Genomic DNA, 14,586 nt, shown 5'->3' on the forward strand with positions numbered 1-14,586 from the left:
AGGCCCCCCCCCCCCCCCCCCCTCCCCTCTCTCTTCTCCCCCCCCCCCCCCCCCCCCCCCCCCCCCCCCCCTCTCCCCCCCCCCCCTCCCCCTCCCCCCCCCCCCCCCCCAACGCGGTCGGCGGACGGTGTCAGTGGGCCGCCGACTCCCAGTCCGGGCCGACGCCCACGGAGACGTCCAGGGGGGCCCTGAGCTGGACGGCGCCCGCCATTTCGCGGCGGACCAGGGTCTCCACCGCCTCGCGCTCACCGGGGGCCAGTTCCAGGACGATTTCGTCGTGGACCTGGAGCAGCATGCGCGAGTTCAGGTCCGCGGCGCGCAGTGCCTGGTCGACCTTGAGCATGGCGATCTTCACGATGTCCGCCGCCGTGCCCTGGATCGGCGCGTTGAGGGCCATCCGCTCGGCCGCCTCCCGGCGCTGGCGGTTGTCGCTGTTGAGGTCGGGCAGATAGCGGCGGCGGCCGAAGAGGGTCGCCGTGTAGCCCGTCGCCCGGGCCTCGTCGACCGCCCGGCGCAGATAGTCCCGTACGCCGCCGAACCGCTCGAAGTACGCGTCCATCAGGGCGCGCGCCTCCGCGGCCTCGATGTTCAGCTGCTGGGACAGGCCGAACGCCGACAGCCCGTACGCCAGGCCGTACGACATGGCCTTGATCTTGCGGCGCATCTCCGCGTCGACCGCGGCCGGGGCGACCCCGAACACCTGTGAGGCGGCCGTGGTGTGCAGGTCCTCGCCGGAGGTGAACGCCTCGATCAGCCCTTCGTCCTCCGACAAGTGGGCCATCACCCGCAGCTCGATCTGGCTGTAGTCGGCGGTCAGCAGCGACTCGAAGCCCTCGCCGACGACGAAGCCGCGGCGGATGGCCCGGCCCTCGTCGGTGCGCACGGGGATGTTCTGCAGGTTGGGGTCGGTGGAGGACAGCCGGCCGGTCGCGGCGACCGTCTGGTTGAAGGTGGTGTGGATCCGTCCGTCCGTCGCGATCGTCTTGATCAGGCCCTCGACGGTGACGCGCAGCTTCGCCTGCTCCCGGTGGCGGAGCATGATGACCGGCAGTTCGTTGTCCGTCTGGGCGGCGAGCCAGGCCAGGGCGTCGGCGTCGGTGGTGTAGCCGGTCTTGGTCTTCTTCGTCTTCGGCAGGCCCAGCTCGCCGAAGAGCACCTCCTGAAGCTGCTTGGGCGAGCCCAGGTTGAACTCGTGGCCCGCCGCGGCGTGCGCCTCCTTCACCGCCTGCTGGACCGCGCCGGCGAACATCTGCTCCATGGCCTCCAGGTGGGCCCGGTCGGCGGCGATGCCGTGCCGCTCCATGCGGGCGAGCAGCGCGGAGGTCGGCAGCTCCATGTCGCGCAGCAGGTCGGCGGCGCCCACCTCCTCCAGACGGCCCTCGAATGCCTGGCCCAGGTCGAGGATGGCGCGGGCCTGGATCATGAGCGCCTCGGCCTCGGCGCCGTCGTCCGTGCCGAAGGCGAGCTGGCCGTCGGCCGCGGCGGCGGGGGCCAGCTCGCGGTGCAGGTACTCCATGGACAGCGCGTCCAGGTCGAAGGAACGGCGGCCCGGCTTGACGAGGTAGGCGGCCAGGGCGGTGTCCATGGTGACGCCCTCGACGCTCCAGCCGTGCTCGGCGAAGACGCGCATGGCGCCCTTGGCGTTGTGGAACACCTTGGGCCGGTCCGCGTCGGCCAGCCAGTCGGCGAACGCGGCCTCGTCGGTCTCGTCCAGCTGCGACGGGTCGAACCACGCCGCCGCTCCGGAGGGCGCGGCGAGGGCGATCTCGGCGACCGAGCCGGCGCCCAGGGCCCAGGTGTCGACGGTGGCGACGCCGAGGACGTCCGTGCCGTGCTCGGCGAGCCAGGCGGCGACCTCGCCGGTGGCGAGCACCGTGCCGTCCAGTTCGACGCCGTCCGCCGCGATCGGGGTCACCTCGGCCTCCTCGGCGCCGGGGTCGACGGCGAAGAGGCGCTCGCGCAGGGAGGGGTTCCTGATCTCCAGGGTGTCCAGCACCATGGCGACGGCCTTGCGGTCGTACGGGGCGCGGGTCAGGTCGGCGACGGTCTTCGGCAGCTCGACGTGGCGCTCCAGCTCGGTGAGGCGGCGGTTCAGCTTCACCGCCTCCAGGTGGTCGCGCAGGTTCTGCCCGGCCTTGCCCTTGACCTCGTCGACCCGCTCGACCAGCTCGGCGAAGGAACCGAACTGGTTGATCCACTTCGCGGCGGTCTTCTCACCGACGCCGGGGATGCCCGGCAGGTTGTCGGAGGGGTCTCCGCGCAGGGCGGCGAAGTCGGGGTACTGCGCGGGCGTCAGCCCGTACTTCTCCACGACCTTCTCCGGGGTGAACCGGGTCAGCTCGGAGACGCCCTTGGTCGGATAGAGCACCGTGATGTGGTCGCTCACCAGCTGGAAGGAATCGCGGTCGCCCGTGACGATCAGCACGTCGAAACCCTCGGCCTCGGCCTGGGTGGCGAGGGTGGCGATGACGTCGTCCGCCTCGTAGCCGTCGACGGCGAAACGCTGCGCGTGCATCGCGTCGAGCAGCTCGCCGATCAGTTCGACCTGGCCCTTGAACTCGTCCGGGGTCTTGGAGCGGTTCGCCTTGTACTCGGTGAACTCCTCGGAGCGCCATGTCCTGCGGGACACGTCGAAGGCCACCGCGAAGTGCGTGGGCGCCTCGTCGCGGAGCGTGTTGGCCAGCATCGACGCGAAGCCGTAAATCGCGTTCGTCGGCTGGCCGGTCGCGGTCGTGAAATTCTCCGCGGGCAGCGCGAAGAACGCGCGGTAGGCCAGCGAGTGCCCGTCCATGAGCATCAGCCGCGGACGGCTGCCGCCGGGGTTGCTGTCGGTCTTCTTCGATGCTGTCTCTGCCACGCCCCCGATCCTGCCACGGCCCACTGACAACGACGCCCCACCGCCCCCGCCACTGCCGCGGCACCGCCGGCGGGCACCGCGCGCGGGCGGCGGGCCGCACGTCGGCGGCGCGACGCCCGTCAGCCGCGCCCGGCCGTCCCCCTCCTCACCTGCCCCGCCGCCGCGCGACCATTGGCCTCGCCCCCGCACGTCGGCCCCGGTGCATTGTCGGTGGTGCGTGCGAGTATCGGAGGAGGAGCCGTGGACGGGTTGCTCCCGGCCGAGTCGAAGGAGAGCGTGCGATGGCCTCGAAGCCGCCGAAGAGCGATCCCGTGCAGGACGCGCCGCACGTGGCGGGCCCTCGGCATGCGGCCGCCGGGCTGCCGGCCATCGGACACAGCCTGCGCCACGCCCAGCAGCAGATGGGCCTCAAGCGCACCGCGCTGACGCTGCTCAGCGTCAACCAGAAGGACGGCTTCGACTGTCCCGGTTGCGCCTGGCCCGAGCCGGAACACCGGCACACGATGGAGTTCTGCGAGAACGGCGCGAAGGCGGTCGCCGAGGAGGCCACCGTGCGCCGGGTCACCCCGGAGTTCTTCGCCGCGCACCCGGTCGCCGACCTCGCGACCCGCAGCGGCTACTGGCTCGGCCAGCAGGGCCGTCTCACGCACCCCATGTACCTGCCCGAGGGCGGCGAACACTACGAGCCGGTCACCTGGGAGCGGGCGTTCGACATCGTCGCCGAGGAGATCGCCGCGCTCCGCTCCCCCGACGAGGCCGTCTTCTACACCTCGGGCCGCACCAGCAACGAGGCCGCGTTCCTCTACCAGCTGTTCGCGCGCGAGCTGGGCACCAACAACCTGCCCGACTGCTCCAACATGTGCCACGAGTCGTCGGGCTCGGCGCTGACCGAGACCATCGGCATCGGCAAGGGCAGCGTCCTGCTGGAGGACCTGCACAAGGCGGACCTGATCATCGTCGCCGGGCAGAACCCGGGCACCAACCATCCGCGCATGCTCACCGCCCTGGAGCAGGCCAAGGCGAACGGTGCGCGGATCATCAGCGTCAACCCGCTGCCGGAAGCGGGCCTGGAGCGCTTCAAGAACCCGCAGACCGCCAAGGGGCTGGTGGCCGGCGGGGCCGCACTGACCGATCTGTTCCTGCAGATCCGCATCGGCGGCGACCAGGCCCTCTTCCGTCTGCTGAACAAGCTGATCGTCCAGACCGAGGGAGCCGTCGACGAGGAGTTCGTCCGCGCCCACACCCACGGCTACGAGGAGTTCGCCGACGCCGCCCGGGACGCCGACTGGGACGAGACGCTCGCCGCGACCGGCCTCACCCGCGCGGACGTCGAGAAGGCCTTCGCGATGGTCCTCGGCTCGCGGCGCACCATCGTCTGCTGGGCCATGGGCCTCACCCAGCACAAGCACTCCGTGCCGACCATCCGCGAGATCGTCAACTTCCTGCTGCTGCGCGGCAACATCGGCCGGCCCGGCGCGGGCGTGTGCCCGGTGCGCGGCCACTCCAACGTGCAGGGCGACCGCACGATGGGCATCTTCGAGCGGCCCGCGCCCGCCTTCCTGGACGCCCTGGAGAAGGAGTTCGGCTTCGCTCCCCCGCGCCGCCACGGCTACGACGTCGTACGCGCCATCCGCGCGCTGCGCGACGGGCAGGCCAAGGTGTTCTTCGCGATGGGCGGCAACTTCGTCTCCGCCTCCCCCGACACGGACGTCACCGAGGCGGCGATGCGGCGCGCCCGGCTGACCGTGCACGTGTCGACCAAGCTCAACCGCAGCCACGTCGTCACCGGAGCGCGCGCCCTGATCCTGCCCACCCTCGGCCGCACCGAGCGCGACGTCCAGGGCGGCGGCGAGCAGTTCGTGACCGTCGAGGACTCCATGGGCATGGTGCACGCCTCCCGTGGCCGTCTGGAGCCCGCGAGCCCGTACCTGCTGTCCGAGCCGGCGATCGTGTGCCGGCTGGCCCGCCGGGTGCTCGGCGGGAAGAGCCGCGTCCCGTGGGAGGAGTTCGAGAGGGACTACGCGACGATCCGGGATCGCATCGCGCGGGTGATCCCCGGTTTCGAGGACTTCAATGCGCGCGTGGCCGACCCGGCCGGATTCGTCCTGCCGCACGCCCCGCGCGACGAGCGCCGCTTCCCCACCGCCACCGGCAAGGCCAACTTCACCGCGGCCCCCGTCGAGTACCCGCGGCTGCCCCCGGGCAGGCTGCTGCTCCAGACGCTGCGCTCGCACGACCAGTACAACACCACGATCTACGGCCTCGACGACCGCTACCGGGGCATCAGGAACGGCCGCCGGGTGGTCCTGGTGAACCCGGCCGACGCCGCCGAGCTGAAGGTCGCGGACGGGTCCTACGTCGATCTGGTCGGCGAGTGGCGGGACGGCCTGGAGCGGCGGGCGCCCGGCTTCCGGGTCGTCCACTACCCGACCGCGCGGGGCTGCGCCGCCGCCTACTACCCGGAAACCAACGTCCTGGTGCCGCTGGACGCGACCGCCGACACGAGCAACACCCCGGCCAGCAAGTCCGTGGTCGTCCGTCTGGAACAATCGGCAGCCGACTGAGCGACCGCTCAGCCAGCGCGACCGACGAAACGGAGCCGGGCCCCATGGGCGAGCAGCACACCGTGAAGTTCCCGCAAGAGGTCATCGACGAGTACGCGGCGCTCGGCATCGACCTGCCCGCCCTGTTCTCCGCCGGGGATCTGGGCCGGCGCATGGGCATCGAGATACTGGAGGCCTCGGCGGACCGCGTCGTCGCCACCATGCCGGTGGAGGGCAACACCCAGCCGTACGGCCTGCTGCACGGCGGCGCCTCGGCCGTGCTGGCCGAGACCCTCGGCTCCGTCGGCGCGATGCTGCACGGCGGCTCCACCAAGATCGCCGTCGGCGTCGACCTGAACTGCACGCACCACCGGGGCCTGCGCTCGGGCATGGTCACCGGCGTGGCGACGCCGGTGCACCGGGGGCGCTCCACGGCGACGTACGAGACCGTGATCAGCGACGAGCAGGGCCGCCGCGTCTGCACCGCCCGGCTGACCTGCCTGCTGCGCGACGCGAACCCGGGCGAGGCGCAGCAGCCGGGCGCGGCCACCGGCTGAGCAGGCGGGCGGGGCGCCGCCAGAGCGGGCCGGACAGGGCCACGGGCTGAGCGGACCCCGTGGGGCGCCGGCGCAGTGGACCGGGCCGGCTTCGAGCGTGCCCCAAGTCCCTTCGCGCACCGGGAAGTTGCCGCCAAGGGCCCGGGCCGTTTAGCGTCCGGGTATGGCAACGGCAGGGCCCCGCGAACCGGGGGCGGCGTTCGGGCCGGTGCTGCCGTTCGGCGCCCCGGCCACCCCATGCGCCGACCCCGGCACACACGGCGGAAGCACGGCGGGCACCGGGAACCCGGTACGCACCGCCGCTCCGGCACTGCCGCCGTCCGCAGCCCCGCCCGAAGAACCCTGCCCTCGCCCGCCGGTCGCGCGAGATGCTCGACCGGAACGCCTGCGGCGACCGCCGCTCGATGGGCCGGTCCACGATCCGGTCCACGATCCCGACGGACACAGTGGATGCCACCGGCACCCGGCGGAAGCGCCAAGGTCCGTACGGCAACGGCGAGTTGACCGCCCGTCGGCCCCACGGACGCCGCACCCCGCGAGACCGCGACGGCGATCCGGGCGAGGGGCCGTGCAGTTGAGCCGCCCAGAGCTCGCCGAGCCGGGCGGAAGCACGGGCGCATACGGGACACGTCCGCCCGGTCGGCCGAGGCGCGGTCGCCTCACGCGGCCGTGCGCCCGGCACCACCACCCGCCCCCGACCGGCCCGGCCGTCGGCGCACTCGCCGCCGCCTCCGCCACGGGCGCCTCCCGCCCGGCACCCGCCGCCGTGACGCGCGTCGATCAGCCGCACACCGGTCATTCCCCGACGCCGTTTCCGTGCCCCTCATTCCGGACGATCACGGGAATCCCACAGAAGGTGATCATCGTCATGCGGGCGACCGATTGCCGAAAACCGCCGCGGAACACCGGAGTCCCTTTCCTGAACGTAACGCTGCGTAATGCGCACGCAATAGAGGCGCACAGTTTCCGCCGGGGTGGGCACTATGCCCGCGCCCCCTCAAGCGCCCTTCAAGTAGCCCTCGGCAACGACCCCGTCCCAGGATCCGACACCACCAAAGATCAAGAACACTCCTGATAGAACTCGGGTCCCGTCCTGCATGTCTCACCATACGGACAGGGCGAATCAGCCGGAATTCCGCACTTCCACCCGCTCAGTACCGCTCTGCATTACGTCGTGTCATAACAAGAGCGTCACAGCCTTGGCCAGACACTCCTCCACGTAACCTCCACCCGCCTAGAGTCACCGCCAGTCACCGCGCCGTCGGAATCGACGCCAAGGGCGTTCTTCGGCCCCAGCGCTCGACTCGGCTTCTTCCACGGGGAAGGGCCGCGCCATGGAAAGGACTCATCGTGCGTCAACGTTCGCTCATCGCCATAACCGCCGCGCTGGCGGCGGGAGCGCTCACCCTCACCGCCTGCGGTTCGCGCGACGACAACAGCAGCAGCGGCGGCGGGGGCGACAAGACCACTGTCGTGATCGGCGTCGACGCCCCCCTCACGGGTGACCTCTCCGCTCTCGGCCTCGGCATCAAGAACTCCGCCGAACTCGCCGCGAACACGGCCAACAAGGACGAGTTCGTCAAGGGCGTCGAGTTCAAGATCGAGGCCCTGGACGACCAGGCCCAGCCGTCCGTCGGCCAGCAGAACGCACAGAAGTTCATCAGCAACAAGGACGTGCTCGGCGTCGTCGGCCCGCTGAACTCCAGCGTTTCGCAGCAGATGCAGAAGCCGCTCAACGACGCCGGCCTCGTCCAGGTCTCCCCGGCCAACACCGGCACCGAGCTGACCCAGGGCGACGGCTGGAAGACCGGAAACTCGGTCCGCCAGTTCAAGACGTTCTTCCGTACGGCCACCACGGACGAGATCCAGGGCGCCTTCGCCGCCGAGTACCTCTTCACCAAGGCCGGCAAGAAGAAGGTCTACCTGATCGACGACCAGAAGACCTACGGCGCCGGCCTGGCCGCTTCCTTCAAGACGAACTTCACCAAGCTCGGCGGCAAGATCGTCGGCGAGGACCACGTCAACCCCGACGACCGCGACTTCAACTCCGTCGTGGCCAAGATCAAGAAGACCGGTGCCGAGGCCCTGTACTACGGCGGTGAGTACCCGGCCGCCGCCCCCCTGAGCCAGCAGCTCAAGGACAGCGGCCAGAACATCCCGCTCATGGGCGGCGACGGCATTGTCTCCACCGACTACCCCGAGCTGAACAAGAAGGCCGAAGGCGACCTCGGCACCTCCGTCGGCGAGCCCGTGGAGCAGCTCGAGTCCGCCAAGAAGTTCATCGCGGACTACGAGGCGGCGGGCTACAAGGACCCGTACCAGGTCTACGGCGGTCTCACCTACGACGCCACCTGGTCCATCATCGAGGCCGTCAAGCTCGCGGTCGAGGGCAACGACGGGGAGCTCCCGTCCGACGGCCGCAAGGCGGTCCTGGACGCGATGAGCAAGATCAAGTTCGACGGCGTCACCGGTCCGATCTCCTTCGACGAGTTCGGCGACACCACCAACCACACCATGACCGCGTACGAGATCAAGAACAACGAGTGGGCGCCGGTCTACAGCGGTCAGGCCAAGCTGGGCTGAGCAGAGGACGAGTAAGAGCACTCCCCCACCTCACACATTGATCCAGGCCGCGCGGGAGCGCCCATCAGCGCTCCCGCGCGGCGCCATATCCGAACCACTCCCACGGAGGCCCTGCGGTGAACGAACTGCCGCAACAGCTGGCCAATGGACTCATCCTCGGCGCGATGTACGGACTCATCGCGATCGGCTACACGATGGTCTACGGCATCGTCCAGCTCATCAACTTCGCCCACGGCGAGATCTTCATGGTCGGGGGCTTCGGGGCCCTCACCGTCTGGTTGGTACTCCCCGACGGCTTCGCCCTCGGCGCCGCCGTCCCGCTGATGATCATCGGCGGCATCATCGTCGCGGTCGCGGTCGCCACCGCCGCGGAACGGTTCGCCTACCGGCCGCTGCGCACCGCACCACGCCTGGCACCCCTGATCACCGCCATCGGCCTGTCCCTCGTCCTCCAGCAGGCCGTGTGGATGTGGTACCCGGACGCCAAGAAGGACCGCTCCTTCCCGCAGTTCGAAGGCGGCCCCATCGACGTGCTCGGCGCCAACATCCAGCGCGGCGACCTCTTCGTCCTCATCGCCGCTCCCCTGTGCATGGTCGCCCTCGGCCTGTTCGTCAACAAGACGCGCTCCGGCCGCGGCATGCAGGCCACTGCCCAGGACCCCGACACCGCCAAACTGATGGGCGTCAACACCGACCGCATCATCGTCATGGCCTTCGCCATCGGTGCCGCGTTCGCCGCCATCGCCGCCGTCGCCTACGGCCTCAAGAACGGCCAGGTCGGCTTCCGGATGGGCTTCCTGATGGGCCTCAAGGCCTTCACGGCCGCCGTACTCGGCGGCATCGGCAACATCTACGGCGCCATGCTCGGCGGCCTGGTCCTCGGTGTAGCCGAGTCCCTCGCCACCGGCTACATCGCCGAGATCCCCGGCATGGAACTCTTCGGCGGCGGCGCCTGGAAGGATGTCTGGGCGTTCAGCCTGCTCATCCTCGTCCTCCTGATCAGGCCCCAGGGCCTGCTCGGCGAACGCGTCGCGGATCGGGCGTGATACGCATGACCACCGAAACTCCCATGGACAAGACCACCGACACCTCCAGCGTGTCCGCCACCACGGCCGCCCCGGCCACCACGGTCGTCCCCCTGCCGCCCACCGCGGCGCGCGCGGTGACGGTCGGCGGCTCCGTCCTCGCCCTCGCCGGCACCTTCCTCGCCTGGACGTGGACCGACGAGTTCCCGGGCAACCTCACCGTCACCGGCTACCCCGGCGGCCTCCAGGTCCTCACCCTCGTCGGCGCCGTACTGACCCTGCTGTTCGCCCTCTCCGGCTACGGCATCCGCGGTCTGGGCTGGCTCACCCCCGGCGGCACCAACAGCCCCGTCCTCCTCGCCTCCCTCGGCGTCCTCGGCACCACGGGCTACGCCATCGGCGCCATCAGCTACGAGCTCGGCGGCGTGGTGAACCTCGAGCCCGGCGCCTGGCTCTCCGGCATCGGCGCCCTCGTCGCCGTGATCGGCGCCCTCGGCCTCCCCGCCGACCTGCCCCGCGACCCCCAGGACACCGACAGCGTCTGGGACCGGTTCCGTCACGCCCTCACGGCGCCCGAACCGTCCCGCGCCAAGGAACTCCCCTCCTGGGCCGAGATCCTCATCATCGCCGCGGGCTTCGGCGTCGGCATGTACGCCTTCGCATACGGCATCGGCACCGAGTACTCCGAGCTGTTCATCGGCTTCCTGATCATCGCGGGCTTCGGTTTCGTCGCCGTGCACCGCGCGGGCCTCCTCAAGCGGCTGTCCGCACTCACCGCCAAGCACCGCAACGTCACCCTCACGGCGGCGTTCGCCGCGGCGATCTGCTTCCCCTTCACCCAGAGCAACGATCAGTTCGCCCTCATCGGCGCCAACATCCTGATCTTCGCCACGGTCGCCCTGGGACTGAACGTCGTCGTCGGCCTCGCCGGCCTCCTCGACCTCGGTTACGTCGCCTTCCTCGGCGTCGGCGCCTACGCCGCCGCCCTGGTCTCCGGCTCCCCCCAGTCGACCATCGGCGGCGTTCAGTTCCCCTTCTGGGCCGCCGTCCTCACCGGCGCCGCCGCCTCGCTGATCTTCGGCGTGGTCATCGGCGCTCCCACCCTCCGGCTGCGCGGCGACTACCTCGCCATCGTGACGCTCGGGTTCGGTGAGATCTTCCGCATCACCGTGAACAACCTCAACGGCAACAGCGGACCGGACGTCACCAACGGCTCCAACGGCATTCCCAACATCCCGGACCTGGAGTTCTTCGGGTTCAACCTCGGACTGCCGCACAACGTCCTGGGCCACGAGCTGACCCGGTCCGGCAACTACTACCTGCTGATGCTGCTGTTCACCGCGATCGTCGTCATGGTCTTCCGCCGCTCGGCGGAGTCCCGCATCGGCCGCGCGTGGGTCGCCATCCGCGAGGACGAGACGGCCGCCACCGCCATGGGCATCAACGGCTTCCGTCTCAAGCTCCTCGCCTTCGCCCTCGGCGCCTCCCTCGCCGGCCTCGCCGGCACGGTCCAGGCGCACGTGTCCTACAGCGTCACCCCCGAGCAGTACCAGTTCGCCGGCTCCGTCCCGCCGAACTCCGCCTTCCTGCTCGCCGCCGTCATCCTCGGCGGAATGGGCACCATCAGCGGCCCGCTGATCGGCGCCGCGCTGCTCTACCTCATCCCGGCCAAGCTGCAGTTCATGGCGGAGTACCAGCTGCTGCTCTTCGGCGTCGCGCTGATGCTCCTCATGCGCATCCGCCCCGAAGGCCTCGTCGCCGACCGCAGGAAGCAGCTCGAATTCCACGAAACCGGACAGCTCGACGTACCGGAGGACAAGCCACTGCCCGCAGCCGCGACCGGCGTCACCAAGGCAGGGGCGTGACCGCCATGACCACCACCGCACCCACCACCACAACGGTCCTCGACGCCAGCGGCGTCACCATGCGCTTCGGCGGCCTCACCGCCGTGCGCGGCGTCGACCTCACCGTCAACAGCGGCGAGATCGTCGGACTCATCGGGCCCAACGGCGCCGGCAAGACGACCTTCTTCAACTGCCTCACCGGCCTGTACGTGCCCACCGAGGGCAAGGTCGCCTACAAGGGCACCGTCCTGCCGCCCAAGCCCCACCTGGTCACCCAGGCCGGCATCGCCCGCACCTTCCAGAACATCCGGCTCTTCGCCAACATGACCGTCCTGGAGAACGTGCTCGTCGGCCGGCACACCCGGACCAAGGAGGGCCTGTGGTCCGCACTGCTGCGACTGCCCTCCTTCAAGCGGGCCGAGCAGGAGTCCCACGCCCGGGCCATGGAATTCCTCGAGTTCACCGGCCTGGCCGCCAAGGCCAACCACCTCGCCCGCAACCTGCCCTACGGCGAACAGCGCAAGCTGGAGATCGCCCGGGCACTGGCGAGCGACCCGGGCCTGCTCCTCCTCGACGAGCCCACGGCCGGCATGAACCCGCAGGAGACTCGCGCCGCCGAGGAACTCATCTTCGCCATCCGCGACAAGGGCATCGCCGTCCTCGTCATCGAGCACGACATCCGGTTCATCATGAACCTCTGCGACCGGGTCGCCGTGCTCGTCCAGGGCGAGAAGATCGTCGAAGGCCCCGCCGAAGTGGTCCAGGCCGACGAACGCGTCATCGCCGCCTACCTCGGCACCCCCTTCGAGGGCGCCCCCGGCGGCGAGGAGGTCGCCGAGGTCGAAGCCGCCGAGGCGCACAGCACCACGGAAGGGGACGACAAGTGACCGCGCTCCTCGAAGTCGAGGACCTCCGAGTCGCCTACGGCAAGATCGAGGCCGTCAAGGGCATCTCGTTCAAGGTCGACGCCGGCGAGGTCGTCACCCTCATCGGCACCAACGGCGCCGGGAAGACCACCACCCTGCGCACCCTCTCCGGACTGCTTCAGCCGGTCTCCGGCGACATCCGGTTCGAGGGCAGGTCGTTGAGGAAGATCCCCGCCCACAAGGTCGTCTCCCTGGGCCTCGCCCACTCACCCGAGGGGCGGCACATCTTCCCCCGGATGACCATCGAGGACAACCTCCGCCTCGGCGCCTACCTGCGCAACGACAAGGAAGGCATCGAGAAGGACATCCAGCGCGCCTACGACCTCTTCCCCATCCTCGGGGAACGCCGGAAGCAGGCCGCGGGCACCCTCTCCGGCGGCGAACAGCAGATGCTCGCCATGGGCCGCGCCCTGATGTCCCAGCCCAAGCTGCTCATGCTCGACGAGCCCTCCATGGGACTGTCGCCCATCATGATGCAGAAGATCATGGCGACCATTCAGGAACTCAAGTCCCAGGGCACCACCATCCTGCTCATCGAGCAGAACGCCCAGGCGGCGCTCTCACTCGCCGACCACGGGCACGTCATGGAGGTCGGCAAGATCGTCCTGTCCGGCACGGGCCAGGACCTCCTCCACGACGAGTCGGTCCGCAAGGCCTACCTCGGCGAGGACTGACCGCCCTTCCGTACAAAAGGTTGTGGCCCTGCCGTCCTGCGGCAGGGCCACAACCTTTCGTCTTTCACCTCGAAACGACAAACGGTCTAGCCGTCCGCGACAATGCGACGTGCTGCCTCCGCCTTCTCCCGATGGGCCGTTCTCAGCGCTTCCAAGGCCTTGCGATTCTTCGCAATCGCCGACTTCTGAATCGTCGACTCCGCTGCGAACCAGACGTCGAGCAGACCGGTCTCCTCCTTGCACCGCACATCCGCAACCGCCGCCCTCTTCTCACCCTCGGTAATCGTGCCCCCCTGGAACTCCGAACCGTTCAGCGGGTCCATCGGCGAGCCATACCGGAAACCGGACTTCCGCATACAGGCGGACCACTCACGGAATCCTTCCTTCACCGACGGATCGGCCAAGGATGCTGCATAGCTCTCGGTGGCGATACGGCTGGCAATCGCCGCACCGTCCGGATCGTCGTAGCGCTCCGACAATTCCGCCACCGACTGGCCGAAACAACCCTTGTCCGGAACTACGAGGCCGTTGTGCACGATCTTTTCACCGCTTATCGCGCCCCGCTTTCCGTAGAACACCCGTAGAGCGTCCTCCGAAAGGTCGAGCCGCTCCTCGGAGAAGGCATTACGGTTCGGGTGATAGCCGAATCGCGCCGCCTCGTCCCCACTCGACAGGCCGTAACGGCGGTCGGCGGACTCCACCACGCCCCCAGCCGGCTCGGGTGGCTCGTACGTGAACCCGTACGCGCGCATACAGCGCCGAGTGAGCACATGCTGCGCCGACTCGATGACACTGTTCTGGGTCGCGGTGTAGCTGTAACGGGCGAGAGGCAGCCGGTCGGCGAACGTCACCGGTCGCTCGGGAGCGGCAGCGGAGGGAGCGGGACTCCGTGCCGCCCCGCCAGGGCCAGCACCCTCGTCCGTACCGCTGCCCGAGGAACAGCCGAGCAGGAGAGCGGCCAGCGTCACGCAGACCGGTGCCAGGCTCCGCACGGAATCAGAACTTGTAGCAGTTGCCGTTGTACCGGCCATAACCGAAGGATGCGTTGTTGTTGTACGTGTTCACCAGACGGTCGTTGGGACCGGAGTTCGTGTCACCGAACGGCGGAATGGAGTCGCAAGCGCCCGCCAAGCCGCTGTTGAAGTAGATGTTCAGGTCATAGCGGGAGTTGTTCACCGCGGAAGCAGCATTGTTCTTGACGTACAGACCTTTTCCACTACCGGTGGTCAGGAACTTGTAGTCGTTCAGACTGTAGTGATCGAACCCCACGAACACAGTGAACGATCCGGAAAGCCCACTGTTGTAGTAGAAGTTCATGCAGTACGTCTCGTAGGTGGGACAACTCACCGAGGCGTATGCCTGCGACTGCGGGGCAGACCCGAGCACCAAGCCCATCGTGCCGGCGGCAGTCAGGCCTAACGCGGCGACCTTGCGGCGCTTACCCATGAGAATCCCCTTGGTGGGATAGCGGCGGATGACGCGGCGCGACATCTCACCGTCACGCAACCCCACGATTGAACCACACGAGATTCATACGGGAATTGGATTTCCTGACGCATGCAACTTGCTGCGGGAGG

10 protein-coding genes are annotated in these 14,586 nt (G+C 69.5%); 7 read left to right on the plus strand and 3 right to left on the minus strand.

Features of this window, described 5'->3' with window-relative positions; all coding sequences use genetic code 11:
- Positions 1–130: 130 nt before the first annotated feature.
- Positions 131–2,857 carry a DNA polymerase I gene (polA, locus tag ACZ6KF_RS13685; protein WP_356636927.1) on the minus strand — a complete coding sequence of 909 codons (2,727 nt, stop codon included), beginning with the start codon at positions 2,855–2,857 and terminating at the stop codon, positions 131–133.
- Between the two features lie 281 nt (positions 2,858–3,138).
- Between polA and ACZ6KF_RS13690 the strand changes: the two genes are divergently transcribed.
- The 7 genes from ACZ6KF_RS13690 (at position 3,139) to ACZ6KF_RS13720 (ending at position 13,009) form a co-directional block, all read left to right on the plus strand.
- Positions 3,139–5,421 carry an FdhF/YdeP family oxidoreductase gene (locus tag ACZ6KF_RS13690; RefSeq protein WP_469174151.1) on the plus strand — a complete coding sequence of 761 codons (2,283 nt, stop codon included), beginning with the start codon at positions 3,139–3,141 and terminating at the stop codon, positions 5,419–5,421.
- A 44-nt stretch (positions 5,422–5,465) separates the two neighbouring features.
- Positions 5,466–5,957: a PaaI family thioesterase gene (locus ACZ6KF_RS13695; protein ID WP_469158163.1), complete on the plus strand. Its 492-nt coding sequence runs from the start codon at positions 5,466–5,468 to the stop codon at positions 5,955–5,957.
- 1,350 nt (positions 5,958–7,307) lie between these two features.
- On the plus strand, positions 7,308–8,540 hold the full coding sequence (locus ACZ6KF_RS13700; RefSeq protein WP_469158162.1) for a branched-chain amino acid ABC transporter substrate-binding protein: 1,233 nt from the start codon (positions 7,308–7,310) through the stop codon (positions 8,538–8,540).
- A 116-nt stretch (positions 8,541–8,656) separates the two neighbouring features.
- Positions 8,657–9,586: a branched-chain amino acid ABC transporter permease gene (locus ACZ6KF_RS13705; protein ID WP_469158161.1), complete on the plus strand. Its 930-nt coding sequence runs from the start codon at positions 8,657–8,659 to the stop codon at positions 9,584–9,586.
- Positions 9,587–9,591: 5 nt separating this feature from the next.
- The gene (locus tag ACZ6KF_RS13710) at positions 9,592–11,430 is read left to right on the plus strand and encodes a branched-chain amino acid ABC transporter permease (RefSeq protein ID WP_469238500.1); all 1,839 of its coding nucleotides are present in this window, start codon (positions 9,592–9,594) and stop codon (positions 11,428–11,430) included.
- A gap of 5 nt (positions 11,431–11,435) precedes the next feature.
- On the plus strand, positions 11,436–12,296 hold the full coding sequence (locus tag ACZ6KF_RS13715) for an ABC transporter ATP-binding protein (RefSeq protein ID WP_469158159.1): 861 nt from the start codon (positions 11,436–11,438) through the stop codon (positions 12,294–12,296).
- On the plus strand, positions 12,293–13,009 hold the full coding sequence (locus ACZ6KF_RS13720) for an ABC transporter ATP-binding protein (RefSeq protein WP_469158158.1): 717 nt from the start codon (positions 12,293–12,295) through the stop codon (positions 13,007–13,009). The genes ACZ6KF_RS13715 and ACZ6KF_RS13720 overlap by 4 nt, the downstream gene beginning before the upstream one ends.
- An 86-nt stretch (positions 13,010–13,095) precedes the next feature.
- On the opposite strand, the gene ACZ6KF_RS13725 is transcribed toward ACZ6KF_RS13720, so the two are convergent.
- Positions 13,096–13,860 (minus strand): hypothetical protein, encoded by a 765-nt coding sequence (locus tag ACZ6KF_RS13725; protein WP_469174155.1) that lies wholly within the window; start codon positions 13,858–13,860, stop codon positions 13,096–13,098.
- Between the two features lie 145 nt (positions 13,861–14,005).
- A complete protein-coding gene (locus tag ACZ6KF_RS13730) occupies positions 14,006–14,515 on the minus strand; it encodes a peptidase inhibitor family I36 protein (RefSeq protein WP_469238501.1) in 510 nt (169 codons plus the stop codon).
- Positions 14,516–14,586 lie beyond the last annotated feature (71 nt).

It is taken from the genome of Streptomyces sp. NPDC046379 (assembly GCF_055587785.1).

What these genes read in the sequence shown, in the direction of transcription:
- ACZ6KF_RS13690 (WP_469174151.1), top strand. Translation starts at nt 3,139, where the DNA reads ATGGCCTCGAAGCCGCCGAAGAGCGATCCCGTGCAGGACGCGCCGCAC.
- ACZ6KF_RS13695 (WP_469158163.1), top strand. Translation starts at nt 5,466, where the DNA reads ATGGGCGAGCAGCACACCGTGAAGTTCCCGCAAGAGGTCATCGACGAG.
- ACZ6KF_RS13710 (WP_469238500.1), top strand. Translation starts at nt 9,592, where the DNA reads ATGACCACCGAAACTCCCATGGACAAGACCACCGACACCTCCAGCGTG.
- ACZ6KF_RS13715 (WP_469158159.1), top strand. Translation starts at nt 11,436, where the DNA reads ATGACCACCACCGCACCCACCACCACAACGGTCCTCGACGCCAGCGGC.